Genomic DNA, 26,548 nt, shown 5'->3' with positions numbered 1-26,548 from the left:
GTGCCCGCCGCGTCAGCTCAGCTTCTGTGCAATCAACCGCTCGACTTCGTCGTCGGACAGCTCCGTGACCTGCGACAGGCGCGCGGAGAGGTCATCGATTTGCGCGGGCGCCACCTGCGCTCGCGGCTCTTGCGCCCCCGCCACGGTGGGCAGGGGGATTTCCACCGCGGTGACACTGCTGGCCAGACGCTTCGCCAACGCCATGACGGTGGGGTGGTCGAACGCGAGGCTCGCGGGCAGCTCCTTCTCCAGGCCCCGCTGGAGCACCGCGCGCAGCTCCACGGACATCTGGGACGTCATGCCCATCTGGAAGAAGCCCCGGTCCGTGGGGGGAAGCTCGGAGGGCGCGAACCCGAGGATGCGCCCGACCTCTCCCTGGATGCGGAGCACCAGCGTGTCGAAGCGGCGGTCGGGCGGAAGCGACTGGAGCTCCGCGAGCAACCGCGCCCGCGAAGACGCCTCACCCACCGACGCGGACGCGGACTCGCCCATGTGTCGCAGGAAGGGCCGGCGGCGCCGGGCCTCCCAGATGGGCTTGAGCACGCTCCAGTTCACCGACGCGACCGTCTTGTGGCTCGCGCCCGAGCCCAGCACCTGACCCATCGCATCGAGCGCACGCTCCGAAGCCATGGGATTGAGTCCGAAGCGCGCGAAGCCGCGCACGCTGTCGGCGCGCTCGCCGCCAATCTCGTCCCACGTCCCCCAGTGCAGGGTGGTCGCGGGCAGCCCCGAGGCCCTTCGGTGGTGCGCCAGCGCCTCCAGGAACTGGTTGCCCGCCGCGTAGTGCGCCAGGCCGGAGGCGCCCCACAAGGTCGACGTCGACGAAAACATCACGAAGAAGTCGAGCGCCAACCCGCGAGTCAGCTCATGAAGCACCCAGGTGCCGAGCACCTTCGGCCGCAGCATCGCCGTCATCGCCGTGAGGTCCAGGTCCTCCAGCCGTCGCTCCGTCAGGAGCGCCGCGGCGTGAATCACCCCACGCAGCGGAGGAAGCGTTTCGGCCGTCTCGCGCAGGAGCGTCGCCATCCGCTCCCGGTCCGCCACGTCGGCGGCCAGCGCGGTGACAGTCGCACCGAGTGCCCGGAGCGACTCGAGTGCCTCACGGCGCCGCTCCGACGCCGCGTCGCCGGAGCCCGACAGCCCCCCACGGCCCAGCAGGACGAGGTGCCGCGCGCCCCGCTCCACCAACCACCGCGCCACCTTCAGGCCCAGTCCGCCGAGCCCACCCGTGACGAGGTAGGTCGCGTCCTGGCGCAGCCTCAGCGGCTCCGTGGGTGCCGTCACCCGGCCACGGGTAAGACGGGCCACCAGCGAACGCCCCTCGCGGAGCGCGAGCTGGTCCTCGCCATCCACGCCGAACGCGGAGACCTCGCGAAGCACCGCCAGCGCCTCCTCGGGATGACGCTCCGGAGACAGGTCGATGAGGCCTCCCCATACGCCGGGCTGCTCCAGGGACACGCTGCGACCCATGCCCCACAGCGGCGCCTGGGCCAGCGACACCCGCTCGGCGCCCACGCCGGTGACCTGTGCGCCCCGAGTGACCATCCAGAGCCGCGCGCGGCCAGGTGCGCCCATGAGCGCCTTCACCAGGTGCAGCGCGGCCACGCAGGACTCCGGCGTCCCCGTCTGCTCGTCGAGCACCGCGTCGAGGCCCCACAGGAAGAGTGCACGGCCTTCGTGTCCCGAGGGCAGCGCGGGCAACTCGCGCAGCAGGCGCTCCATGTCCTCCGGCCGCTTCGGGTCCACCACGAAGCGCCGTGCATCCAGCCGCTGGAATCCGCCTCCCGAGGTCACGGTGACAGGCGAAGCACCCTGGCGGCGCAGCGCCTCCACGAGCCCGGCGCCCCAGCCCCCACCATCGACGAACACCAGCCAGTCCGCGGGCACAGGCGGGGCCACGCACACCGGCCTGGGCTCCCACGTCACGTCATGGAACCAGTCCTGGGTGCGAACCTCGCCCAGCACTTCAAGCAGCCGCTCCGTCGCCACGCGCCGCAGCCGCACCCCACGCGCCACGGCCACCTGGCGACCGGCGGCATCCAGCAACGTCAGCGTCCCCACCCGCTCCTCGGAGCGGACCGTGGGCGCGATGGACACATGGGCCCACTGGACGTCCGCGCGGCCCGGAAGGCACTCGAACGATTCGAGGCTCAGGGGCATGAACAGGGCGGCCTTCTCGGGCTCCGCCGCGAGGGCGAGCGCCAGGGTCTGGAGCCCCGCGTCCAGCAGCGCCGGGTGGAGCTGGTAGCGCGCGGACTCCTGCATCCGCTCCGGTCCCATCACCACGCGCCCGAGCGCCTCACCGGGCCGCCTCCAGGCTTCACTCAGCGTCCGCAGCGGCGCGTCGTACTGGACATCGCTGCGCTCCAGCTCCTCGTAGATGGCCGCGCCCTGGACGTGCTGTGCGCAGCGCGAGCGCACCGCCTCGATGACGTCCGGCACTCCCGTGAGCACCCCCAGCGGCCGGACCTGGCCCCGGCAGTGCCGCACCCACTCCGTCTCGGACGCGGCTCCATCCACCGCCCGGCTGTGGAGATGGAACACGTGCCGCCCCTCCGAAGCCGAGGAGAGGTGGACCTGCACGAGGCGCCGCGAGGACTCCGTCAGCACCAGCGCGCGCTCGAACTCCACGTCGGAGAGTTCCCGGGCGCCTGAGCCCAGCGACTCGGACGCGGCGCTCAGCGCGAGTTCGACCAGGGCCGAGGCAGGGACCACTGCGACGCCGCCCAGCCGGTGCGCCCCCAGCCACGGCAGGGAGGTGCTGCCCAGCTCCAGCTCGAAAATCTGGCCATCCGCTCCATGCGCGACACGGACCGGTCGGCCCTTCAGGGATGTCACCTGCTCGGCGATGGAGACGACGGGCGTCGCCACCGCGTCGAGCCAGTACCGCTTGTGCCGCCAGGGATACGTGGGCAGCGGGACGACCTGTCCGCCCTCCGGGAACAGCCGCGTCCACGCCACGGGGCAGCTCGCGCGGTACAGCGCGCCCACGGACTCCAGCATCACCGTGCGTTCGGACTCCTCGCGGCGCAGGGAAGGAGCCGTCACCCCTTCGCGTCCCGCGTGCTGCATGCACCGCTCGACGGCGGGCAGCAGAATCGGATGCGGGCTCATCTCCATGAACACGGTGTGCCCGCCCTCGACCAGGCCGAGCACGGCCGAGGAGAAGAGCACCGGCTCACGCAGATTGCGCACCCAGTACGCCGCATCGAAGCCCGAGCCATCACAGCCGGTGGCCGTCACCGTCGAGACGATGGGCACCGAGGCGGAGCGCGGCCGGACCGAGGAGAGGACGGAGAGCAGCTCTTCTCGCAGGCAGTCGACCTGCGGGCTGTGAGAGGCCACGTCGACCTTCACCCAGCGGCAGAACACGTTGCGGGCTTCGAGCGACCCGCGAAGCTCCTCGAGCGTCACCGCATCGCCGGACAGCACCGTGGACGTCGGGCTGTTGCTCACCGCGATGGCCACGCGCTGCTCATGCCCCACCAGGACCTTGCGCGCGTCCGCCAGGGACAGCTCCGTCGCCAGCATCGCGCCCTGGCCACTGATGCGCTTGAGCAGCCTGCTCCTGAGGCAGATGATGGCCGCCGCATCCTCCAGGGTGAGCGCGCCCGCCACATGCGCCGCGGCCACCTCGCCCATGCTGTGCCCCACCACCGCGTCCGGCTCGATTCCCCAGGAGCGCCAGAGGGCCGACAGCGCCACGGCCATGGCGAACAGCACCGGCTGCACGACGTCGATTTCCCCCAGGCGCGACGACTCGGAGGGCGCCCGGAGCACGTCGAGCAACCCCCAGGACACATGGGGGCGCATGGCCGCGTCGATGCGCTCGAGCGCCTCGCGGAAGACAGGCTCCTGGTCGAGGAGCTGACGACCCATGCCGTGCCACTGCGAGCCCTGACCCGGGAACACGAAGGCCACCTTGGGCCGCTCGTCCGTGCCCTTCATGGCGGCGGTGACGCCCGACGAGGCGAGGTCCTGGAGCTTCTCGGCGATGGCGGCCGGGGAGTCGCCCGCGACGGCCAGGCGGTACTCCTGGTGGGTGCGCCGCAGCGAGGCCGTGTAGCAGACGTCCCGGAGCGACACGTCCGGCGACGCCACGAGGAGGCTTGCATAACCGCGCGCCAGGGCCTGGAGCGCGGCGGGCGAGCGCGCCGACAGGGGCAGCAGGTGGGCACCCGCCGCGCGCTGGGACGGCGCGGCCACGGGCGCGGGCGGCTCCTCGAGAATCACGTGCGCGTTCGTCCCGCTGATGCCGAACGAGCTGACCGCGCCTCGGCGCTTGCGCTCGGCCTGGACGGGCCACGGGTGGAGTGACGTCGGGAGGGTGATGGACTCGCCGGTGAAGTCGATTCGCGGGTTGAGCCGCTGGAAGTGCGTGAGCGGCGGAACGGCCTCGTGCCGCAGCGAGAGGACCATCTTGATGATGCCGGCGATTCCCGCGGCCGACTCCAGGTGGCCAATGCTCGTCTTCGCCGCGCCCACGATGAGCGCCTGCCGCGCGGACCTGCCGCTGGCGTAGACCTCGTGGAGCGCCTCCATCTCGATGGGGTCACCCAGCGACGTCCCCGTCCCGTGCGCCTCGACGCAGTCGATGTCGGCGGGCTCCAGGTTCGCGCTCTGGAGCGCCTGACGGATGAGCGCCTTCTGGGCGAGCACGTTGGGCGCCGTCAGCCCCGCGGATTTGCCGTCCTGGTTGACGGCCGAGCCGCGCACGAGCGCCAGGATGGGGTCTTTGGCGGCGATGGCATCCGACAGCCGCTTGAGGACGACCACGCCACAGCCCTCGCCGCGCACGAAGCCGTTGGCGCGCGCGTCGAAGGTCTTGCAGCGCCCATCCGGCGACAGCGCCTGGGCCCTGGAGACGCTGCTCGAGGAGAGCGGCGAGAGGATGAGGTTGACGCCGCCCGCCAGCGCCATCGAGCACTCCTGGTTCCGCAAGCTCTGCGCGGCCAGATGCAGCGCCACCAGGGACGAGGAGCACGCGGTGTCCACGGTCAGGCAGGGGCCCTGGAAGTCGAGCAGGTAGGACAGGCGCCCCGGCACCACGCAGTTGATGGCGCCCGTCACGCTGCTGGAGTCACGCGCGGACGGGTTGCCCACCTGGAGCAACGCGTAGTCGTCGCTGTACACCCCGATGAACACGCCCGTGCGGCTGCCCGCGAGCCGCGACATGTCCTGCCCGGCGTCCTCCAGCGCTTCCCAGGCGACCTCCAGGAGGATGCGCTGCTGCGGGTCCATCCGGTGCGCCTCGTGCGGCGAGATGCCGAAGAAGTCCGCATCGAACTGGTCCACGTCCTGGATGAAGGCCCCCCACCGCGCCCCCAGCTTCTCCAGGGCCTCGGGGTCCATCCGCGCCATCTCCTCACGCGTCCACCGCGAGGAGGGCACCTCGGTGACGGCGTCCCCGCCATCGCGCAGGAGGTTCCAGTACGACTCCGGGTCCTTGCCTCCACCCGGGAAACGGCACCCCATGCCGATGATGGCCACCGGCTCCGAGCGGGTGCCCTCCACCGCGTCCAGGCGGGACTTGAGGTCCATCGCGAGCAGCGCGAGCCGCTTGGGGGAGTACTGCGCGATTTTCTCCGCGAAGCTCGTCATGTGCCCTGCCCCATGCGCTGAGCGAACAGCCGCTCGACTTCCTCTTCGGACATCTCGTCAATCGCACTCGCCTCGGCGATGGCCGGCGGCGCCGCTTCGTCCCGTGGCTCCGGAGCCCGGTCCTCGAGCGGAAGCCCCAGCTTCTCCGCCAGGAAGGGCGCGAGCGTGGCCACCGTCGGATAGGTCCACACCACCGTCGCGCTGAGCTTCAGCCCGAGCGCCGCCTCCAGGCGGTTGCGAATCTCCATGCTCATCAGCGAGTCGAGCCCCAGGTTCATCAAGGGCGTCCTCGGGTCGATGCGCGCGGGCGCCATGCGCAGCACGCCGCCCACCAGCTCGCGCAGGTGGCCATCCAGCAGGGCCCGTCGCTCGGAAGCACGAGCGGCGAAGAGCTGCTCGCGAATCCGGCTCCGTCCCGCGCTCACGGAGGGCCGGGCAGAAGGCTCCTGGGCGAGCCGGGTGAAGTAGGGCGACTGCGCCGCGGACAGGTAGAAGCCCAGCCACTGCCTCGCGTCGAACGACATCACGCTGAGCTGTGGCCGCGCCTGTCCCATCACCATTCCGAGCACGCTGAGCGCCTTGTCCGGAGACATGCCCCGCAGGCCCCGGGCCTCGAGCCGCTCACCCCGGTTGGACTGCGCCGCCGCGAGCCCGACGCTCGTCCAGGTTCCCCAGTTGATGCTCAGCGCGGCCAGTCCCCGCGCGCGGCGGTCATGGGCCAGCGCGTCCATGAACGCGTTGGCGGAGGCGTAGTTCGCCTGCCCCGGGGTGCCCAGCGAGGCGGCCACGCTGGAGAAGAGCACGAAGTGCTCCAGCGGCAGGTGGTGCGTCTGGGCGTGCAGGTTCCAGGTCCCCAGGACCTTGGGTGCCATCACCGAGGCGAAGCGCTCCTCGGTGAGGTTGAGCAGCAGGCCATCCTCGAGGAGCCCGGCCGCGTGGAACACGCCGCGCAGCGGTGGCATCGCCTCGTCCACCCGGGCCAGCGCTCGCGCCACGTCATCCGCGACGGCGACATCCGCCTGGAAGGACTCCACGCGCGCGCCCGTCTGGCGCAGCTCCGTGAGTACGTGCTCGGTGGCCTCGGTGGGAGCACGGCGCCCCAGCAGGAGCAGGTGACGCGCCCCATGGGAGACGAGCCAGCGGGCGACTTCGAGCCCCAGTCCGCCGAGTCCACCCGTGATGAGATAGGTGCCGTCGTCGCGAAGCAGCGTCGAGGGCTCCCGAGCGACCAGCGCGTCCGGGGCCCTGGACAGCCGCGCCACGAAGCGCGTGCCACCGCGCCAGGCGGACTGGTCCTCGAACGTCGTGGACGACAGCTCGCGGAGGAGCGCGTCGGCGCAGGCGTCCACACCGCCCTCGACATCCACGCGCGTGCAGCGCAGGTCCGGCTGCTCCACGGCCAGCACCTGTCCCAAGCCCCAGAGCGGCGCCTGCGCCACCGCGACGCGCTCCGGCGACCCGCCGACGGACCGCGCGCCCCGCGTGGTCAGCCAGAGGCGGGGAGCATCCCTCCAGCCCACCTGGGAGAGCGCCTGCGTCAGGTGCAGCACGCTGGTGGTGGTGGACCGGCGCGAGTCCTCCAGCGTCCGAGGCGTGAGCACGTCATTCGCGGCGACATCGAGGCTCCACAGGTGCACCACCCCGCGGCAAGGAGGCGTCCCGGCCCCCAGCGCTTCCCCGAGCAGCCGGCGCAGGTGCTCCACGTTCCGGGGGTCCACTTCGGCGCGCCCCGGCCCCGTGAGCCGATACGTCTCTCCAGGGACGACGAGCACGCACGTCTCCCCGCGCGCTCGCAGCAGGGTGGACAGCGCCTGCCCCACGCCCCCCTGGTCACCGAGAATCAACCAGCTTCCCGGTGTGCGCTCCGGCCACGTCGGCTCCACCGGCAGGGGCTGCTTCTCCCAATCCACCTGGTAGAGCCACTCACCGAGCGCCTTGCGGGCCGCGACGCCCGCGTCGAGCCGGTACAGGCGCAGCTCGTCCAGCTCCAGCAGCACCTGTCCCTGGTCATCCAGGAGCCGCAGGTCGAAGGAGCGCTCCCGCTCGTTCGCCGCCCCGTCGCCCACGGAAGTCACGTGGACCCACACCGCGCGCCCAGGCCGCTGGAAGAGCCGCACCCGGCCCAGTCCCACCGGCACATAGGTGGGCGCAACGGCCGACGCCTCCGCCACGGATGCAATCAGCTCCACCGCGACCTGGAGGCTCGCGTCCAGGAGCGCGGGATGAAGCCGGTACGCTCCGCTCTCGGCGGCCACCTGCTCGGGAAGCTCCACGCGCCCCAACCCCTGACGCTCGCTTCGCCACAGCCGCCGCAGGCCCTGGAACGTGGGGCCGTACATGAGCCCCTGCTCCTGCCTGCGCTGGTAGTGGGCCTCGGAGGAGAGCTCCACGGGGAGCCGCTGCCGCAGTGACTCGGGAGGCTCGGAGACGGGCCTCGTGGCCGCGTGCTCCTCACGGCGCAGGCGCCCCGCCGCATGCTTGCGCCAGCCCGCGTCGCCCTCGGCGCGGCTGGAAATCTGGAAGGAGGCATGCCCCGCCTCCTCCTCGTTCAGCACCACCTGCACGCGCCGCGACTCCGCCGGCTTGAGCGCGAGCATCTCGCTGAGGGAGACGTTCTCGAGCACGAGCCCCGCCTCACCCAGCACCTCCGCTCCGGCGGAGAGCGCCAGCTCCAGATAGGCCGCGCCCGGGAAGACGACGTCCCCCCAGACGCAGTGGTCGGAGAGATACGGGAACGCCGCCGTGCTCACGCTCCGCTCCCAGAAGTGGGTGCCGGGCTGCACGGAGGAGGACAGCGAAGCGCCGAGCAAGGGATGTCCCGCGCGCCCCTCGTCCCCGGAGCCCCTGAGCTCCGGGTCCGCCTCCGCTTCGTCCATCAGCCAGTAGCGCTCCCGCTGCCACGGGTAGCCAGGCAGCGCGACGACCCGCCCACCCGAGGGGTGCAGCGAGGACCAGTCGACGGAGCACCCCCAGGCGTACAGCGCCGCGAGCGACTCCAGGAGGCTGCGCCGCTCAGGCATCTGTCGCCGCAGCGACGCGAGCGCGAGGGCCTCCCGCTTCGACTCGCGCAGTGTCTCCTCGATGGGCGCGAGCAGCACCGGATGCGGGCTCACCTCCAGGAACACGCTGTAGCCGTCCTCCAAGAGCTGCTCGACGGCGCCGTGGAACAGCACCGGCTCGCGCAGGTTCCGGACCCAGTAAGCCGGATGGAAGTCGCCCCCGTCGCTCGTCTGCCCCGTGACGGTGGAGTAGATGGGCACCGGCGCGGGCTGGGGCGCGAGGCCCTCCAGCACACGCAGGAGGTCGTCCTTCAGCGAGTCCATCTGAGGGCTGTGCGAGGCGACGTTCACCTTCACCCGGCGGCAGAAGATGCCCCGCCCTTCCAGCGTGGGCAGCAGCGCCTCCAGGGCCTCGGTGTCACCGGAGAGCACCGTCGAGCGCGCGCTGTTGCTCACCCCCACGGAGAGCCGCGTCTCGTAGCCCGTCAGGGCCGCGCGGGCCTCTTCCAAGCCAAGCTCCACCACGGCCATGGCCCCCTGCCCGCTCTTGCCGCGAAGCAGTTGGCTGCGCAGGCAGATGATGCGCGCCGCGTCCTCCAGGCTCAGCGTACCGGCCACGTGCGCCGCGGCCACCTCGCCCATGCTGTGGCCCACCACCGCATCCGGCGTGATTCCCCGCGAGCGCCACAGCGCGGCCAGCGCCACCTGCATCGAGAACAGCACCGGCTGCACGACGTCGATGTCCTGAAGGCGCGAGCGCGGCTCCTCGGCGAGGAGCTCCTCGGTGAGCGACCAGTCCACATGGGGCCGCATCGCGCGCTCGCAGGCCTCGATGGCCTCGCGGAACACGGGCTCCTCGGCGAGGAGCTGGCGGCCCATGCCCAGCCACTGCGAGCCCTGACCGGGGAAGACGAACGCCACCTTGGCCTTCCCCTCCGGACTCACCTTCCCGTGGCTCACGCCCGGATGGGCTTCGCCACGCACGAAGGCCTCCAGCGCCTCCGCCATCTCCCGCCGCGAGCCACCCACCACCGCCAGGCGGTGCGAAAGCTGACCGCGGCGCACGCCCGCCGTGTAGGTGAGGTCCTCGAGCGACGCACCCGAGTCCTCGGCCAGCACGTCACGGAAGGCGGAGGCCAGGGACGTCAGGGCATCGGGGCTTCGGGCCGACAGGGGCAGCACACGCGCCGACGCCTCGCCCTCCTCCACGCTCCCCCTGGAAACCGACTCCCAGCGGACCGGCTGGCCGTGGACATACAGGACGCCCAGGGTGTCGAGCATCGTGCCCCGCGCGTCCTCCTGTCGACGCAGGGTGGGGACGAACAGCCCCTGCTGACCGGCGTGGCGCAGGGTCGACTCGATGGGGTGCTTGAGAATCGCGTGGGGGCCCACCTCCAGGAAGACGCGGTGCCCCTCGCCAAGCGCGTGGGTGAGCACGCCCGTGAAGAGCGTGGGCATCGCGATGTTCTTCTGCCAGTGGGGGGCATCGGCCTGCGCACCCTCCAACACCGCGGCGGTGACACCGGACACCATGGGGAGGCGCGCGGACGCGGGACGAATTCCCCGCAGCTCCTCGATGAGCACCTCACCCAGCACGTCCATCTGGTGGCTGTGCGCCGCCACGTCGATGTCTCCCTGGCGGCAGAACACGCCACGCGCCTGCAAGGCGGCGAGCACCTCGGCGAGCGCCGCGGGCTCCCCCGACAACACCGTCGAGTCCGGGCCGGAGTCGATGGCGCGGTCCAGCCGCCCCTCGTAGCCCACCAGCAGCTCGGCGGCCTCGGCCCAGGGCACGGCCACGAGCGCCATCGCGCCCTCGCCACTGCGCCGGTGCATCTGCCGGCTCTGGAAGCAGACGACGCGGACGGCGTCCTCCAGGCCCAGGATGCCCGCGGCATGGGCCGCCGCCACCTCGCCGATGCTGTGCCCCATCACCATCGCGGGCTCGACGCCCCAGGAGCGCCAGAGCGCCGTCAAGGCCATCTCCAGGACGACGATGGCGGGCAGCGCGATGTCGATTCGCTTCAGCCGCGCCGCCGAGTCCTCCGCGCCCAGCACCTCCAGCAGCGACCAGCCCACGTTCTGCTGGATGAGCCGCTCACACCGCATCATCACGGCCCGGAACACCGGCTCGGTGCGCATGAGGGACAACCCCATGCCGGGCCAATGCGCGCCATGGCCGGAGAAGACGAAGACCGGCTTCCAGCCGTGCTCGGGCCCCACGCTGCCCACGCACACGCCCGCCCGGGCCTCTCCGGCCAGGAAGGACTGGAGGCTCGCGCGCAGGTCCTTGCGCGACCGGACCGTCATCGCCAGGCGATGCGCGTGCGCCCCGTCTTCGTCCGCCGCCGAGCGCAGCAGCTCGGACCAGGGCTGGTGGATGGCGCCGTCCAGACGCTCGAACAGCCGCTGCGCCGCGGCCCGGAGCGCCTCCGGACTCTCCGCCGACACGCGCACGAGTTCGGCTCGGGGCGCGTCCGGCTCCTCGAGCAGGACGTGGCAGTTGGTGCCGCCGAAGCCGAAGGAGCTGACCCCCGCGAGGAGCTTCCGGTCCGGCTCCGGCCAATCCGTCAGGGTGCGCTGGACCTCCAGCCGCAGCGCCTCGAAGGGGATGAGCGGATTGGGCGTCTCGAAGTGGAGGCTCGGAGGGAGCGCCCGGTACCGGATGGACAGGGCGACCTTGATGAGCCCGGTGATGCCCGCGGCGGCCTCCAGGTGGCCGACGTTCGTCTTGGCCGAACCGATGTGCAGGGGCTTGTCGACGGGTCGCCCCTCACCGAGCACTTCGCCCAGCGCGCGGGCCTCCATCGGGTCACCGAGCTGCGTGCCGGTGCCATGGGCCTCGACGTACTGCACGTCGGTCGTCGCGACCCCCGCGCGGGCGCAGGCCTGGCGAATCACCTCCGCCTGGGCGCTGGTGTTGGGCGCGGTGAGGCCGTTGCTTCCACCGTTGTTGTTGAGGGCACTGCCTCGGATGACACAGCAGATGGAGTCGCCATCCGCGAGAGCCTGGGAGAGGGGCTTGAGCACGACCACACCGCCCCCCTCGCCCCGCACGAACCCGTTGGCGCGGGCATCGAAGGTGTAGCAGCGACCGTCCGGAGAGAGGGCGCCGAGCTTGGAAAGGGCGACCGTGCTGTCGGGCGCGAGCGTCAGGTTCACGCCGCCCACCAGGGCCAGGGTCGACTCGCCCCTGCGAAGACTCTCACAGGCCAGATGCACCGCTGTCAGTGAAGACGAACACGCCGAGTCCATGGACAGACTCGGCCCCCGCAGACCCAGGACGTAGGAAATGCGGTTGGCGATGATGCTGTGGTGGTAACCCGTGGCGGTGTACGAAGAGATGCGCCGCAAGCCGAGCCGCTGCAGCTGCGCCTCGTAATCCATCCAGACGGCGCCGAACATGACAGCCGTGGGCGAGCCCCGCAGCCGGTCCGCTGGGATGCCCGCATCCTCCAATGCCTCCCAGGTCAGCTCCAGCATGAGCCGCTGCTGCGGGTCCATGTGGAGCGCTTCCTTGGGTGAGATGCCAAAGAAGAGCGGGTCAAACCCATCCACCCGGTCCAGGTACCCCCCCCAGCGGGAGGTCACCTTGCCGGGAGCCGCGGGGTCGCGATCATAAAGACGGTTGACGTCCCAGCGCTCGGCGGGGACCTCGGAGATGGCATTCGTCCCGCCCGCGAGCAGACGCCAGAACGCCTCCGGGTGGGGGGCCTGGGGAAGACGACACGCCATGCCAATCACCGCGATGGGCTCATCCTCCATCGAGTGTCTGGGAAGGACCTGCGAGGTCGGGCGAGCCCGCGCTCCAGAGAGGTGCGCGGCCAGGGACTCCAGGGTAGGGAATTCCCAGGCGAGCGTGGGTGACAACGGCCGCCCGAGCATCGCTCCCAACTCCGCGATGAAACCCGTGGCCATCACGGAGTCCAGCCCATACCTGCTGAAGCTCTCGCGCACGTCCAACTGGCGCGCATCGACTCCCAACCGTTGTGCAAGCACACGGGCCAGACGCGCCTGGATCCCAGCCAGGCCGTCCTTCACCACACTATCGTTCGCTGACACTGGAACCTCTAACTCGCGCGCCCGCAAGCCAATGACGTTTTCCTGGAAAGCGAGACGTAAACGGGCATAACCCGTTTCCCCTCTATTTGACGCGATGCGGGAAAAATAGATGCCAAAGATTGTCGTGCGTTGCAAGTCATAAAGCGGCACCGCCTGTTTTGCTGGAAAACAAAACAGGGTTGCGAAAACCGTGGCCCCCCAACAAACGGGGCCACGTCTGTATGAATTTGCCTGATGACCCCAGTCAGACAACCACGAGGCGAGTCTGGCGTCTCTCGTCGGGCAAAAACATTGCACAACTGCCATCCATGACTTGCGCCCTCGGAGATACCCGCACAGGACAGGCAGACGGTGGACACCGCCGCGTCCAGGAAATTCGACCTGCCTTCTCGAGAGCGCCACGAACGAAGGCCGTCACGCGGTCCTCGGGCCGGGCAACACACTCATAGAAATTTCATCGTGTCGGCAGAGCGACGCCCTCTCGCGATTGCCTTTACCTGGCATTCGTCAGACAGCCATCGCAAAGACTCGAAGCTGATGCACGGACGCCACAAATTCATGCGGGCTGGAAGCGGGGAGTCCCGTCACCCCGCCGCGACACGTGACACGGCCCGGGCCATCCACCTCGTTCCCAGGTCGTGCGAGGCACGAGCCCGCATCAGGTCATGCGCCGTGAGGGCACCGGTCCTCGGCGCCACCGCATGGCAGGGTGCTGCCCTGGCGCGGCGAACCTCCACGGGAGGCATCCCGCCCAGAAGCGGCAAGCCACTCAGCACTGGAGGATTCCCGCATGACGGAGTCACCCGTCGCGGGTGGGAGGGCCAGAAGGTGCGGGCCTGGCCCGTTCCGCGTGCGGGTTCGTTCTCCGCGGGCGGCTACTTCACGCGCTCAATCTTGTGCTTGCGGCCCTTGATCTTGCCCTCGCTCAAGCGCTGGAAGGCCACCTTGATCACGCGGCGCGCGACGGCGACGTAGGAGATGTGGTCCTGGATTTCAATCTTGCCGACGTCCGTGGCGGCGAAGCCACCCGCCTCACCCGTCAGCGCGCCGAGGATGTCTCCCGGCCTCATCTTGTCCTTGCGCCCGGCGGAGATGTAGAGCGTCTCCCAATCCGAGCCGAGCGAGCCCGGCTTCGACGCCGCGGCCTCCAGCTCCGCCGCGTCGCCCGGCTCCAGCTTCAGGCCCAGGGACTGCTCAATCTCTTCCACCTTGCGCTTGTCGTTCGGCGCCACCAGCGCGATGGCGAGCCCCGTGCGCCCCGCGCGTCCCGTGCGTCCGATGCGATGCACGTACGGCTCCGGCTGGAAGGGCATGTCGAAGTTGACGACGGCGTCGAGCGCCTCCACGTCGATGCCTCGCCCCGCCACGTCCGTGGCGACGAGCACCCGCGTGGTGAGGTTGCGGAACTTCGCCATGACCCGGTCCCGCTCGAACTGCTCCAGGTCCCCCTGGAGTCCGTCCACGCTGACGCCCGCGTCGGAGAGCGCCTTCGTCAGCTCCACCACCGTCGCCTTGTGGTTGCAGAAGACGATGGCGGAGGACGGCTGGTAGAGCCGGAGCACGCGCAGCAACTGCTGGGTCTTGTCCTCGGGCTTCGTGTCGTAGCGGACCTGACGAATCGCGGGCGTGGCCTCGGTGTCCTCCACCGTCACGCGCACGGGGTCCTTCTGGAACGCGCGGCTCAGGGCCGCGATGTCTGGAGGGAACGTCGCGGAGAAGAGCACCGTCTGACGCCGTGACGGCATCGCGCCGATGATGCGCTCCATGTCCTCGCGGAAGCCCATGTCGAGCATCCGGTCCGCCTCGTCCAGCACCACCGTGCCCAGGCGCTTCGTCTCCAGCGCCTCGCGCTCCAGCACATCAATCACCCGGCCGGGCGTCCCCACCGCGATGTGCACGCCCTTCTCCAGCGCCTCCAACTGCGGCCGGATGGGCTGTCCGCCCGCCAGCACCAATATCTGAAGGCCCGGCAGCCGGCGCCCCAGCTTGCGAATCTCTCCCGCCACCTGGGCGCACAGCTCTCGCGTGGGGCAGAGCACCAGCCCCTGCAGGCGTCGGTCCTGGAGCTGGACGTGCTGGAGCATGGGCAGCGCGAAGGCCGCCGTCTTGCCGCTGCCGGTGCGCGCCTGGCCGACCAGGTCCTTGCCCTTGAGCAACACGGGGATGCTCTGCGCCTGGATGGGCGTGGCGGCCTGGAAACCCAGCTCGGCGATGACCTGGAGCAAGGGTGGAGACAGCTCGAGCGTGGCGAAATCCATCAGGGCCTCGATTGAACGGAGGCGCGGAAGGTGCCTCGGAATCCCGGGGCCCTTGTAGCAGCCGTCCGTGGCGGAACAAGCCCCTGTGTCAATGCACCGTCGGGTGCTGGCGCGAGCGCCGCCTGGCTGGACGCAGCCCGCGCTCCAGATGCGCCTTCAGGACGACGGCGCTGTTGTGGTCCTCGTCCCGCGCGCTGAACAGCAGCGTCACGTCTCCCCGTCGGGCCGCCTCGACGAGCGGCGCCAGGGCCTCGCGATGCTCCCGCAGCTCCTGGGCGTACCTGCGCTGGAACTCCTCCCAGCGCGCGGGCTCATGGCCGTACCACTTGCGCAGCTCCGTGCTGGGCGCCACGTCCTTGAGCCAGCCATCCAGCTTCAGGTGGGTCTTCTTGATACCTCGTGGCCACAGTCGCTCGACGAGGAAGCGAGCCCCCTCCGAGTCGTGCGGCTCCAGGTGGTGATACACCCGCTCGATTTGAATCATCGTCCCGTGCTCCCCCGACAGGTGGACGGGCAGGCGCCCTGGCATCCCGCGCTGGCGCCTCGCCGCCGTGCCTCAACATGACGATGCGAGGAGCCCGCCGGAAGCCACGTGGAGGAGCCGGGCGACCCCTGCCCCGGGCGGACCGGGATGGCGGCCAGCGGACATGACCGCCCGGGAGGTGACGGGCAGACGACGCCCGGTGCGTACCTCGAAGGAACGGTATCCAGCTGAGGCCCGGGTTCTGCGACACTGCGTCCCGTGACCGCCTCCGCCCTCTACCGCGACTGCGCCCGCCTGTTCATGGTGGGCTTTCCTGGGACTCGCATCGACGCCGACCTGGCGGCCCTGATGGATGACGGCGTCTATGGCGCCATCCTCTTCAAGCGCAACGTGGGTACGGCGCAGGAGACGGCGACGCTGTGCCGCGAGCTGAAGACGCGCGCGGGTCGGCCCTTCATCCTCTCGGTGGACCAGGAGGGAGGACGGGTGGCGCGGCTGCGCGGGGCGCCGTTCACCGCCCTGCCCCCGATGCGCGAGCTGGGACAGCGCGGGGACGCCCGGTTGGTGGAGCGCGTGGGGCGGCTGCTGGCGCACGAGCTGCGCGCGGTGGGCTTCGACTGGGATTTCGCGCCGGTGCTGGATGTGGACACCAACCCAGCCAATCCCGTCATTGGGGACCGGAGCTTCAGCCGGGACGCGGAGGAGGTGGCGCGGCTGGGTGTGGCGCTCGCGCGGGGCCTGGAGGCCGGTGGCATCGCCTCCTGCGGCAAGCACTTCCCCGGGCATGGTGACACGACCACGGACAGCCATCTGACGCTGCCCAGGCTGGCGCATGATCTGGAGCGGCTGCGGCGTGTGGAGCTGGTGCCCTTCCGGGCCTTCGCGCAGGCGCGGCTGGCCTCGCTGATGACGGCCCATGTCCTGTTCGACGCGCTGGACAAGGGCGTGCCCGCGACGATGAGCGAGCGCGTGCTCACGGGGGTGCTGCGCGAGGAGCTGGGCTTTGACGGCGTGCTCGTCAGCGACGACCTGGAGATGAAGGCCATCGCGGACCACTACACGGTGGAGGAGGCGGCGGTGCAGGGCACGCTCGCGGGCGTGGACCTGTTCCTCGTGTGCCACCACGCGGAGGTGCAGCGTCGCGCCATCGAGGCCGTGGTGAAGGCAGTGGAGTCCGGCAGGATTCCGCGCGAGCGCATCACCGAGGCGCACCGCAGGCTCGACGTACTCGCCGCGCGCTTCGCGCACCCGGCGGAGGACCGGCTCGCCACCCTGGGGGGCGCCGAGCATCACGCGCTCGCCAAGGGGCTCGACAGCGCCTTCGCGGGCAAGGACCCCACCGAGGTCATGCTCGCGTCTCGATGAGCGTGACGGCCACGGGGCACCGGCCCCGTGCACCGAGCAACTAGTGCGGCACCTGGGAATCCTCGCGTGGAGGAGCATCCCCTGGCTTCGGGGCCGACGTTCCATCCGTCGTGTTCTTCGCGGGTGGGGCACCCTGGGGCGGTGCGTCCTGCTCCTGCTGCTCCTTCTGAATCGCTGTCGGTGAGCCCGCCGCGATGCCGGGCTCCACACGCGGAGGGACATTGCCCACCGCCGTGGGCGGCAGGTTCGTGCCCACGATGTCCTGCACTGGCGCGATGTCGGGCGTGCCCGAGCCACCCGTTCCCGGGCCGAAGCTGCTCAAGGGCTGCGAGTCATTGGCGACGCCCTGATAGGGGCCGCCCGTCCTGGGAATCTCCCGACGGACGCGCTCTTCCTCCCGGTGACACGCCGTGCCCACCAACGAAGCGACGGCCAGCGCGCCGGGTAGGAGCCAGCGGCGAATGTTTCCCTGGTTCATGTGTCCATCCCTCCGGCGAGCCATTCAGGCCCCAGAGGGATGGATACCCATCCTCGTACGCGGATGCCGGCGAAGAATCAGCCGTCCGCCCGAGTCGAACCTAGCGCCGCAGCCGAGCGTTGCGGTCCTGCCAGCCCAGCGGCCGGTAACCCCAACCGTGGTTGAAGTCTGTCGAGCCGCTCTGAAGCGCGCCATCCTCGCCGCCCAGCCCCTGTGCCGTCGGCGCGAAGGTGGCGCCACCCTCGCTGCCGTACCGGTCCTCCATCATCTTCCCCTTGTCGTCCCAGAGAGACTTGTTCTGCTGTCCCTCCAGCTTGGGCGTGCGCGGGTCGATGCTGGAGCCAATGTCCTTGATGGTGCCGTTGTGGCCCCGGTCCGCGACCATCAACCAGGGCGGGGACTTCTCGGGATGCACGTTGCCCTGCATGTCCAGGAGCGCATCCGGCTGGATGCCACGCTGAGCGAACGGCCCGCCGCGACTCTCGCCCGGCTGCTTGCCCCCTGTCTCGGGCAGGCCACCGCAGCCCACCGCGCCCATGACACCCACCGTCAACGCCGCCACCTGAGCCCACCGCCGGAAATTCCGCTCGCGCATGTCCCACTCCTCGGATGTCTGTCTTCAAGTCCCCCGCATCCCAGGAGAATGGGCACGTCTGGTGTCCAAACCACGAGGCGGGTACACGGCGGCCGCTTGGGCCGCTTGCTCAGTTACGCCCTCCTCGGCGCTCGCGCACCGTCTTCTGCATGGTCACGGTGGATTGAGACTTCTTCGGGACAGAAGCCCGCGTCTCGCCGCAAATTTTGCGCGGCGATTCCCTGCTCCCTTGCCTGGTTCAAAGCACCGTGCGTCCGAGTACGACCGTCGTCGCCGCACAGGCAGTGCTCCGTGGCGCCTCATCCCCAGATACGGGGACGAGGCTTGAAGCGCCGCGTCCACGCATCTGGGAAGTGGCCTGCTTCACGGCAGCGCTCCGCTACTTCCGCTTCGCAGCTGACTTCTTCGCGGGCGCGGACTTCTTCGCCGAGACCCCCTTCTTCGTGGGCGACTTCTTCGCGGAGGTCTTCTTCGCGGGCGAGGCCTTCTTCGCGGACGCCTTCTTCGCGGCTGCCTTCTTCACAGGCGCTGCCTTCTTCGCGGGCCCGGCCTTCTTCGCGGCCGCCTTCTTCACAGGCGCTGCCTTCTTCGCGGAGGTCTTCTGCGCGGCCGCCTTCTTCACGGGCTCGGCCTTCTTCGCGGAGGTCTTCTGCGCGGGCGCTGCCTTCTTCGCGGAGGTCTTCTGCGCGGGCGCGGCCTTCTTCTCGGGCGCGGCCTTCACAGGCTCGGTCTTCACAGGCGCGGCCTTCTTCTCGGAGGCCGACTTCTTCGCGGGCTCGGCCTTCTTCTCGGAGGCCGGCTTCTTCGCGGGCGCGGCCTTCTTCTCGGGCGCGGCCTTCTTCTCGGGCGCGGTCGTCACCGCGACAGCCGCCCCGGCCGGCGTCTCATCCTGCGACGCGGTCTTGCTCGCGGGAGCCTTCGTCGCCGCGGACTTCCGCTTCGCGGGCTCGAACTTCGTCACCTGCGCCGGCGCCGTCAACGGAGTGCCCGAGAGCGGCGTGAGTTCATCTACCCACTCCGAGTCCTTCACGGACGCCGCGGGCAGTTCGGGCGCCGCCGCCTCCACCTCTAACGCGGACCCGCCCGACACCGGAGCACTCGGCTTCGCCCCCAGCGCGGCGAGGACCTCCACCACATGGCCGTTCACCTTCACCTTCGGCCACACCTGCTTCACCTTGCCGTCCGGTCCAATCAGGAACGTGGCGCGGTTGATGCCCAGGAACTTGCGTCCATACAGCGACTTCTCCCCCCAGACGCCGTAGGCGTCCGACACCTGGTGCTCGGTGTCCGCCAGCAGCGGGAAGGGAAGGTTGAACTTGGTCGCGAACTTGCGATGGCTCGCGGTGCTGTCCGCGGACACGCCGAGCACCACCGCTCCAGCGGCCTCCAGCACCGAGTGCTCGTCGCGGAAGCTGCACGCCTCCACGGTGCATCCGGGAGTGTCATCCTTCGGATAGAAATAGAGGACGACGTTCTTCCCCGCGAGCTGCGAGAGCGTCACGGAGTTGCCGTCCTGGTCCTGAAGCACGAAGTCGGGAGCCGCGTCACCTGCTTGGGGCATGGGCATGCGCGCTCCATAGCCACAAACCCGACGTGTTCTCAATCATCCGTGAGCGACGTCACACGGCGTCAATGCGGCGGACTCCCATGCTCGTGGCCTTCTTCCCCGGGGGGGTGGCTCTTGGCCTCCAGCCGGACCAGGTCCGCGTGACACTGTTCGAGCGCCTTGTGCAGTGGCTCGCGAGTGGCCTCGTCCGACGCCTGTCCCAGCTTCTTCGCCAGCGCCTCGCACGCGGCGCGCTTCACGTCCGCCTCGCTGGTGCCGGGCCCCGTCGCGCCGGGGGTCGCCAACGGACGCGGAGGCAGGCTGCCCCGCAGGCCACGAATGGCCGAAAGACGCTTGTCGGCTTCCGGACGCGAGCGCGAATTCGCGGGCACCTTCTCCAGCGACGCGACCACCGCGTCCCACGCCGGGTCCGTCGGCGGCACGCCCCGGTCCACCAGCGCCTCGTACTGCGCATTGGCTTCCTGGAATTGCTTCTTCCCCGAGTCACACCCGGTGAAGAGGACCCAACAAAACACGAGTGAAAGCGCGGCCGGCAGCGGTCGGAAGGCAGTCCACATGACGCGTAGGTACCTCTTGCTGGCCTCCGGAGGGAAGCGCGGGTAGGGTCCGCGTCGTGCAGCCCATTCTCCTTGCCTTCCTGCTCGGTCTGTCCCAGGGCCTGCTCCACGCCGTGGGGCCGGACCATTGCGCGGCCGTGGCCACGCTCGGAACCCTGAATGGGGGCCGGCGTCGCGCGGCCATCGCCACCGCCTTCCGCTTCGCGCTGGGGCACGCGGCCATGCTGGGCGGCATCGCCTCCCTGTGCCTCCTGGCCGGCGTGGGCCTGTCCGAGACCTTCGAGCGCTGGGCCGAAATCTTCGGCGGCGCCGTGCTGGTGGCCCTCGCCGTGACGGCGCTGTTGTTCCCCAACAGCCTGAACCACGGCCACCCCCACCTGCCCGGCCACTCCAAGGAGCCGCACGAGCACGTGCACACCGTCAGCACCGCCGCCGGCGCGCTGATGGCCGTCAGCGGCGTGCGTTCGTTGCTGCTCGCCCTGCCCCCGCTGCTCGTCGGCGGAAGCATGAGCCTGGCCGCGTGGACGTACCTGCCCGGCTTCGCGCTGGGCATCCTCATCGGCATGGGCACCGTGGGCCTGCTCTTCGCCGAGGGCCTCACCCGCCTCAACGACCGCATCACCACCTGGGTGCAGCGCGTCGTCGCCGTGGGCTCCGGTGCGCTCGGCCTGTTCTGGATTGGCTCCCGCCTGACGGGCGGCTGAGCTCGAACTCCAAGCCACCCCGGGCGCCCCAGGCTCCAAGCAGGCGCCCGCCCGGCGACCCGGACGCGCTACGAGCGCTTGTCCAGGATGCCCAGCGCCATCATCGCCACCAGGAAGCCGTAGACGACGTGCTCGGGGCGGTTGGCGAACGCCAGCAGCTCCGCGACGGTGCGGTTGCCGTCAATCTTGGGCAACAGCTCCGCTTCCCACCGCTCCAGCTCCACTTCGTTGAGCTGGTACGCCGGGGCCACCGCGGGGATGAGCCGGTCCTCCGGCTGCAGCAGCCGGCGCAGGCGCTCCGGCTTGTAGAGCTTCTTGATGCCGCGGACGATGAGGTTGGCCGGGTGCACGTCCAGCTTGATGGACTCCGAGCTGGCCTTCTCCCGGAAGCTCATCAGATACGTGCCCTCTTCCCACGCGAAGAGCGAGTAGATGACGGCCTTCACCTGCTGGCCCACGTAGTAGAGCCGCTCGGTGTCCTTGAGCAGCCCGCGCTCCACCAGCACGTCGCCGGTGCGCCGGTTCGTCGCTCCCGCCACGGCGGAGGCATCCTGGAGCTGCTCGGGTTTGATCTTCCCCACGCGGACGAGGAACTGCCCGAAGCGGTCCGCCAGCAGGTTGGAGAGGGCGAACACCGGCATGCCCTTCTCGAAGTAGACGACCTTCTTCACCTTGCCGCGCTGGATGCCCAGCTCGCCCGTCTCACGGGAGAGGTAGTAGGCGGTGAGCAACGAGGGCAGGTTGTCCTTCAGCTCGCCCCGGCGGCTGCCCGGCGCGCCCGAGCCCGCGGGAGGAGAGTCCGGCGGACGGCCCGGCGCGGGCGACCGCACCTGGGTGGCCGGCACCTTCTGCATGGGGCTGGCGGTGAGGTTGGCGCCGCGAATCTCCGCGGTGATGTTGCCGCCGCCCGTCACCTTGATGCGGCCCGTCAGCTCCATCACATCCTGGGGGCCCTCCTCCTCCACGTCGATGTCCAGCTCCACCTCGAAGGCGTCCTGGAGGGAGCCGGCGGGCGGGGCCTTCTTTTCCGGAGGGAGGACCTTGGTGACGGCTTCCAGCAGCTTCTGCGCCTCGAACGGCTTCTCGAAGTAGCCGGCGGACTGGTACTTCTGCCGGGCCTCCAGCGCGTGCTTGCCGCCCTTGAAGACGCCGGTGATGAAGAGCAGCGGGAGCTGGGGGTTGTCCTTCCGCAGCGCGTCCGCCAGGTGGTAGCCCATCATGTCCGGCAGCAGGATGTCCAAGACGGCCGCGCCGGGGGGATTGGCCCGAGCGACGTCAACCGCCTGCCTGCCGCGGCTGGCGCCGACGACCTCGTAGCCCGCGTCCTCGAACAGCTGCGTGAGGAGGGAAAGAAGCTCCGGGTTGTCATCGACGACGAGGATTCTGGGGGCGGCCATCGCGGGTCGTACGCTACCAGATGAAGGCGGTGGGGTGGGACAATCTACCCCCGAGTTCCGGTTTCCACGGTGGATGCATCTGTGCGGCGGGGCGGTTAGGGTGACGACCCCGTCATGTCCCTTCGTCACCTTGTCCGCGCCCAGGGCTTGTCTCTGCTGGCCTGCCTCCCCCTCTTGCTGCCCGCCGTCGCCCTCGCCCAGTCATCGGGGGACGGAGGCATCATCATCCCCCTCCCGGACGCATCCACTGGAGAGGGCGGACCCGACCGGGACAACCCGGAAGGGGAGGACGGGACGGGGCGGGTGAACACCGTCTGTCGCAGCAGCGGAGACTGTTCGCCGCGCTTCTCCTGCGAGGACGGCACCTGCCGCTACACAGGGGTTCGCAAGGCGGAGCAGGTGGGCTGCCTGATGGGCGTGGAGGCCGCGCTGGTGATGGTGGGACTGGCCGGCCTGGCCCTCCCCCGGAAGAAGCGTTAGGGGGCGCACGAATGCGGCTGGGGCTCAAGGCGGACAACCTGCTGGAGCGAGTGGCGGACTGGTTCAACCTGGCCCCCCAACCCCTGGCCCATGCCTTCTTCGGGATGATGGCGTCGCGCACGCTGATGGCGGGCGTGCGGCTGGGCATCTACGGCGCGCTGGCGGACGGCGCGGCCACGTCGGAGGCGCTGGCGGCGCGGCTGAAGCTGTCCCCGGAAGGCACCCGCTCCCTGCTGGAGGCGCTGGTGGCGTGCGAGGCGGTGGAGCGTCAGCGCGACGGCCGCTACCGGCTGGCTTCGCGCTCCAAGCGGTGGCTGGACCCGCGCTCGCCCAAGTACGTGGGCGCCTTCCTGGAGTTCAACTACGCGCAGTGGGACTGGTGGACGGGGCTGGAGGGCGTGGTGCGCTCGGGCGAGGCGGTGGACATCCACGACTTCGCGCCGGAGGACCCGCGCTGGCGCGACTACATCCACGCCATGCATCAGCTCGCCCGGCTGGCGGCCCCGGAAGTCGTCGGCGCCATCCCCCTGCCCCGGGGTGCCAGACACCTGTTGGATTTGGGCGGTGCGCACGGCTGGTTCGCCGCGGAGCTGTGCCTGCGCCACCGGGGCCTCAAGGCCACGGTGCTGGACTTGGAAGGCAGCGTCCGAGTGGGCCGGGACATCATCGCCTCCGCGGGGCTGAGCCACCTGGTCACCCATCAGGCCGGGGACATCCTCTCCGCGGAGCTGGGTGGCCTCTATGACGGCGTGCTGCTGTTCCAGGTGATGCACCACCTGACGCCCGCGCAGAACGTGGCGCTCCTGCGCCGCATCCGCTCCTCGCTGGCCCCCAAGGGGACGTTGGCCGTGCTGGAGTATCTGCGCGAGGACATCCAGGACCCCGCCAGCTCCGCGCCCCTCATCGGCCTGCACTACTTCGTCACCTCCGGCGCTGACGCCTACACGCCCGCGGAGGTGGAGGGCTTCCTCGACGACGCGGGCTACCGCATCGAGAGCAGCCGACCCATCCGAAACCTCCCCCTTCAAACCCTGCTGATCGCCCGACTCGACTGAGCGGTGCCCTGGCGGGCGGGGGGCCGCGCGCCCTTCCCGCTCCCAGGAGCGGTCCGACAGGGTAGCCTTCGCCCCCGTTGCCCATGCTTCCCGAGACACCCCTCACCGCTGACTCGCCCGAAGTGGCGCTCGCCGTCGACCTCGACGGGACGCTGGTGCGCACCGACACGCTGCACGAGAACCTGCTCGTGCTCTTCAAGCGCGCGCCGTGGCTGCTCCTGCTGCTGCCCCTGTGGGTGCTCAAGGGCAAGGCGTACTTCAAGGCGGAGGTCGCCCGGCGGGCGGGCCTGGACGCCGCGCAGCTGCCGTACAACGAGGAGCTGCTCGCGTTCCTCCACGAGGAGAAGGCGCGGGGCCGCCGGCTGGTGTTGGCCACGGCGGCGGACCAGCGAATCGCGCAGGCCGTCGCCGCGCACCTGGGAATCTTCGCGGAGGTCCACGCCAGCGACGGCACGGTGAACCTCTCCGGCGCGCGCAAGCTGGCGAAGCTGAAGGCCGCGCTGGGCACGTTCGACTACGCGGGCAACGACGCGGTGGACGTGCCGCTGTGGCGCGAGTCGCGAAACATCGTGGTGGTCCACGCGCCGGCGGGCGTGCTCGAGAAGGCCCGGGGACTGGGGCGTCAGGTCCACCGCGTCTTCGAGAAGCCCAAGGTGGGCCCGCGCGTCTGGGTGAAGGCGCTGCGCGTGCACCAGTGGGCGAAGAACGCGCTCGTCTTCGTGCCGGTGCTCGCCGCGCACAAGGCCGCGGCGCCGAATCTATTGGCCCAGGCGGTGCTGGCCTTCGTGGCGTTCAGCCTGTGCGCGTCCAGCGTGTACGTGCTCAATGACTTGCTGGATTTGGACTCGGACCGGCGGCACCCGACGAAGAAGAAGCGCCCCTTCGCGGCCTGCTCGCTGCCGGTGAGCGTGGGCGTGGTGCTGGCGCCGGTGCTGCTGCTGGCCGGGGCGGCGGTGTGCCTGCTCTTGCCGCCCGCCTTCGCGGCGCTGCTGGCGACGTACTACGCGCTGACGCTGGCGTACTCGCTGCGGCTCAAGCAGGTGGTGATGCTGGACGTGCTGGTGCTGGCGGGCCTGTACACGGTGCGCATCTTCGGCGGCTCGCTGGCGGTGGGCGTGCCCACGTCGAGCTGGCTGCTCATGTTCAGCATGTTCCTGTTCCTGTCGCTCGCGCTGGTGAAGCGGCTGAGCGAGGTGCGCCGGCTGCGGCTGTCCAACGAGACGTCCGCGCATGGGCGCGGGTACCTGGCGCAGGACTACGAGCAGCTCGCCAGCCTGGGCGCGGCGGCGGGCCAGGTGTCCGTGCTGGTGCTGGCGCTGTACATCACGTCGAAGGAAGTGACTGTCTATTACGACCACCCGGAGCGCCTGTGGCTGTTGTGCCCGGTGATGCTCTACTGGGTGGGCCGCATCTGGGTGCTGGCGCATCGCGGGCAGGTGAACGAGGACCCGCTCGTCTTCGCGCTCAAGGACAAGGTGAGCTACGCGGTGGGGCTCGTCTCCGCCCTGGTCTTGTGGGCGGCCACGTGAGAGGGCTTCCGCGATGAAGTCACTGGAGTCCTGGGGGCGTTACCCCCAAGTCGAGCAGCGCACGCAGGCGCTGACGTGGCGCTCGGACGCGCTGCCGCAAGTCTCTGGCTCCGTGCTGCCGCACGGGCTGGGGCGCAGCTATGGCGACTCCTGCCTCAACGGGGGCGGGACGCTGCTGCTCACCTCGGGCCTGGACAAGCTCATCGCCTTCGACGCGGCCACGGGCGTGGTGCGCTGCGAGGCGGGCGTCACGCTGGACACGCTGTTGCGACTGGCGGCGCCTCGGGGCTGGTTCCTGCCGGTGACGCCGGGCACCAAGTACGTGACGGTGGGCGGCGCCATCGCCAACGACGTACACGGGAAGAACCACCACCGGGGCGGGACGTTTGGCCGCTACGTGCGCCGCTTCGAGCTGGTGCGCTCGGATGGCAGCCGCCGGGTGTGCGCGCCGGACGAGAACCCGGACTGGTACGGCGCGACGATTGGCGGCCTGGGCCTCACGGGGCTCGTCACGTGGGCGGAGGTGCAGCTCAAGCCCATCAGCAACCCGTACGTGCTCCAGGAGACGGTGCCCTTCGGCAACCTGGACGAGTTCCTCGTCGTGGCGCGCGAGTCCGAGGCGGACCACGAGTTCACCATGGCGTGGGTGGACTGCCTGGCGCGCGGCAAGAAGGTGGGACGGGGCCTGTTGTACCGGGGCAACTTCGCGCCACCGCAGTTCGACGGGCTCCCGCTGGCCAAGAGCCACCTGTCGCATGGCATTGGCCTCGCGGTGCCGATGGACATGCCGGCCTTCTGCCTCAACCGGCTGTCGGTGTCGGCGTTCAACTGGCTCTACTTCCACCGGCAGAACGGCAAGCCCAAGCAGCGGCTGACGCACTACGACCCGTTCTTCTATCCGCTGGACGCCATCTACGCGTGGAACCGCATCTACGGCAGCCGGGGCTTCCTCCAGTTCCAGTGCGTGGTGCCCTACTCCACCGCGCGTGACGCGCTGAAGGACATCCTGGAGCGAAGCTCGCGCGGCGGGCTGCCCAGCTTCCTCTCGGTGTTGAAGACCTTCGGTGACCTTCCCTCGCCGGGGTGGATGTCCTTTCCGCGCCAGGGTGTGACGCTGGCCATGGACTTCGCCAACCGGGGGGAGAAGACGTACCGGCTGGTGGAGGAGCTGGACCGGGTGACGCGCGAGGCGGGCGGCGCGGTGTATCCGGCGAAGGACGCGAGGATGAGTCCGGAGAGCTTCGCCGCGTACTTCCCGCGCCGCGCGGAGTTCGCGGGGTACATCGACCCGGCGTTCTCCTCGTCGTTCTGGCGGCGGATGAATCCGGTGACGATGCCCTTCTCGCTGGAATCGGAGCGCGCTTCCGGAGCGCCGCATCCCAAGTCCCTGCTTGCGCTTCGCTGACCTCTCTCCGAG

Annotated in this window: 15 protein-coding genes; 6 read left to right on the top strand and 9 right to left on the bottom strand. The window is 70.3% G+C overall.

Annotation, left to right across the window (positions count from 1 at the left end):
- Positions 1–12: 12 nt before the first annotated feature.
- The 4 genes from HUA75_RS15400 to HUA75_RS15385 all read right to left on the bottom strand — a co-directional run bounded on the left by HUA75_RS15400 (position 13) and on the right by HUA75_RS15385 (position 15,449).
- Entirely contained in the window at positions 13–5,601 is a 5,589-nt protein-coding gene (locus HUA75_RS15400) for a type I polyketide synthase (protein ID WP_174486812.1), read from the bottom strand.
- Complete coding sequence (locus HUA75_RS15395; RefSeq protein ID WP_371746117.1) at positions 5,598–12,662, bottom strand: SDR family NAD(P)-dependent oxidoreductase; 7,065 nt, start codon at positions 12,660–12,662, stop codon at positions 5,598–5,600. Before HUA75_RS15395 ends, HUA75_RS15400 begins: the two co-directional genes overlap by 4 nt.
- 875 nt (positions 12,663–13,537) lie before the next feature.
- Positions 13,538–14,920, bottom strand: coding sequence for an ATP-dependent RNA helicase DbpA (gene dbpA, locus HUA75_RS15390; RefSeq protein ID WP_141641662.1), 1,383 nt, complete (start codon positions 14,918–14,920; stop codon positions 13,538–13,540).
- An 88-nt stretch (positions 14,921–15,008) separates the two neighbouring features.
- Complete coding sequence (locus HUA75_RS15385; protein WP_246137056.1) at positions 15,009–15,449, bottom strand: DUF488 domain-containing protein; 441 nt, start codon at positions 15,447–15,449, stop codon at positions 15,009–15,011.
- 255 nt (positions 15,450–15,704) lie between these two features.
- Here HUA75_RS15385 and nagZ point away from each other — a divergent pair, with 255 nt between their 5' ends.
- The gene (gene nagZ, locus HUA75_RS15380) at positions 15,705–16,769 is read left to right on the top strand and encodes a beta-N-acetylhexosaminidase (protein ID WP_141641672.1); all 1,065 of its coding nucleotides are present in this window, start codon (positions 15,705–15,707) and stop codon (positions 16,767–16,769) included.
- Positions 16,770–16,809: 40 nt separating this feature from the next.
- Here nagZ and HUA75_RS15375 read toward each other — a convergent pair whose 3' ends face one another.
- From HUA75_RS15375 to HUA75_RS15360, 4 genes are all read right to left on the bottom strand, one after another.
- On the bottom strand, positions 16,810–17,247 hold the full coding sequence (locus tag HUA75_RS15375) for a hypothetical protein (protein WP_141641661.1): 438 nt from the start codon (positions 17,245–17,247) through the stop codon (positions 16,810–16,812).
- Between the two features lie 100 nt (positions 17,248–17,347).
- On the bottom strand, positions 17,348–17,842 hold the full coding sequence (locus HUA75_RS15370; RefSeq protein ID WP_141641660.1) for a hypothetical protein: 495 nt from the start codon (positions 17,840–17,842) through the stop codon (positions 17,348–17,350).
- A 379-nt stretch (positions 17,843–18,221) separates the two neighbouring features.
- Positions 18,222–19,403: a thioredoxin-dependent thiol peroxidase gene (gene bcp, locus HUA75_RS47725; protein WP_305794729.1), complete on the bottom strand. Its 1,182-nt coding sequence runs from the start codon at positions 19,401–19,403 to the stop codon at positions 18,222–18,224.
- A gap of 68 nt (positions 19,404–19,471) precedes the next feature.
- The gene (locus tag HUA75_RS15360; protein WP_141641658.1) at positions 19,472–19,966 is read right to left on the bottom strand and encodes a hypothetical protein; all 495 of its coding nucleotides are present in this window, start codon (positions 19,964–19,966) and stop codon (positions 19,472–19,474) included.
- A gap of 56 nt (positions 19,967–20,022) precedes the next feature.
- On the opposite strand from HUA75_RS15360, the gene HUA75_RS15355 reads away from it, so the two are divergent.
- Positions 20,023–20,670 (top strand): hypothetical protein, encoded by a 648-nt coding sequence (locus HUA75_RS15355; protein WP_141641657.1) that lies wholly within the window; start codon positions 20,023–20,025, stop codon positions 20,668–20,670.
- A 68-nt stretch (positions 20,671–20,738) separates the two neighbouring features.
- On the opposite strand, the gene HUA75_RS15350 is transcribed toward HUA75_RS15355, so the two are convergent.
- Entirely contained in the window at positions 20,739–22,067 is a 1,329-nt protein-coding gene (locus HUA75_RS15350; protein ID WP_174460908.1) for a response regulator, read from the bottom strand.
- 114 nt (positions 22,068–22,181) lie between these two features.
- Between HUA75_RS15350 and HUA75_RS15345 the strand changes: the two genes are divergently transcribed.
- The 4 genes from HUA75_RS15345 (at position 22,182) to HUA75_RS15330 (ending at position 26,536) form a co-directional block, all read left to right on the top strand.
- The gene (locus HUA75_RS15345) at positions 22,182–22,547 is read left to right on the top strand and encodes an MXAN_6627.5 family MYXO-CTERM protein (RefSeq protein WP_141641655.1); all 366 of its coding nucleotides are present in this window, start codon (positions 22,182–22,184) and stop codon (positions 22,545–22,547) included.
- A gap of 11 nt (positions 22,548–22,558) precedes the next feature.
- Complete coding sequence (locus HUA75_RS15340; protein WP_141641654.1) at positions 22,559–23,602, top strand: methyltransferase; 1,044 nt, start codon at positions 22,559–22,561, stop codon at positions 23,600–23,602.
- Between the two features lie 83 nt (positions 23,603–23,685).
- A complete protein-coding gene (locus HUA75_RS15335; protein ID WP_174486809.1) occupies positions 23,686–25,131 on the top strand; it encodes a UbiA family prenyltransferase in 1,446 nt (481 codons plus the stop codon).
- A 13-nt stretch (positions 25,132–25,144) separates the two neighbouring features.
- On the top strand, positions 25,145–26,536 hold the full coding sequence (locus HUA75_RS15330; protein WP_174486808.1) for an FAD-binding oxidoreductase: 1,392 nt from the start codon (positions 25,145–25,147) through the stop codon (positions 26,534–26,536).
- The last annotated feature ends 12 nt before the right edge of the window (positions 26,537–26,548 follow it).

Source organism: Myxococcus sp. CA040A (assembly GCF_013336725.1).
In the GTDB taxonomy this organism is placed as follows: Bacteria; Myxococcota; Myxococcia; order Myxococcales; family Myxococcaceae; genus Myxococcus; species Myxococcus llanfairpwllgwyngyllgogerychwyrndrobwllllantysiliogogogochensis.
Note: the sequence above shows the minus strand (reverse complement) of the source record. Positions and strands in the feature narration are given on the sequence as shown.

Coding starts and splice junctions, on each gene's coding strand:
- HUA75_RS15400 (WP_174486812.1), bottom strand. CDS start 5,601: ATGACGAGCTTCGCGGAGAAAATCGCGCAGTACTCCCCCAAGCGGCTC.
- dbpA (WP_141641662.1), bottom strand. CDS start 14,920: ATGGATTTCGCCACGCTCGAGCTGTCTCCACCCTTGCTCCAGGTCATC.
- HUA75_RS15385 (WP_246137056.1), bottom strand. CDS start 15,449: ATGCCAGGGCGCCTGCCCGTCCACCTGTCGGGGGAGCACGGGACGATG.
- nagZ (WP_141641672.1), top strand. CDS start 15,705: ATGGTGGGCTTTCCTGGGACTCGCATCGACGCCGACCTGGCGGCCCTG.
- HUA75_RS15375 (WP_141641661.1), bottom strand. CDS start 17,247: ATGAACCAGGGAAACATTCGCCGCTGGCTCCTACCCGGCGCGCTGGCC.
- HUA75_RS15370 (WP_141641660.1), bottom strand. CDS start 17,842: ATGCGCGAGCGGAATTTCCGGCGGTGGGCTCAGGTGGCGGCGTTGACG.
- bcp (WP_305794729.1), bottom strand. CDS start 19,403: ATGCCCCAAGCAGGTGACGCGGCTCCCGACTTCGTGCTTCAGGACCAG.
- HUA75_RS15360 (WP_141641658.1), bottom strand. CDS start 19,966: ATGTGGACTGCCTTCCGACCGCTGCCGGCCGCGCTTTCACTCGTGTTT.
- HUA75_RS15350 (WP_174460908.1), bottom strand. CDS start 22,067: ATGGCCGCCCCCAGAATCCTCGTCGTCGATGACAACCCGGAGCTTCTT.
- HUA75_RS15345 (WP_141641655.1), top strand. CDS start 22,182: ATGTCCCTTCGTCACCTTGTCCGCGCCCAGGGCTTGTCTCTGCTGGCC.
- HUA75_RS15340 (WP_141641654.1), top strand. CDS start 22,559: ATGCGGCTGGGGCTCAAGGCGGACAACCTGCTGGAGCGAGTGGCGGAC.
- HUA75_RS15335 (WP_174486809.1), top strand. CDS start 23,686: ATGCTTCCCGAGACACCCCTCACCGCTGACTCGCCCGAAGTGGCGCTC.
- HUA75_RS15330 (WP_174486808.1), top strand. CDS start 25,145: ATGAAGTCACTGGAGTCCTGGGGGCGTTACCCCCAAGTCGAGCAGCGC.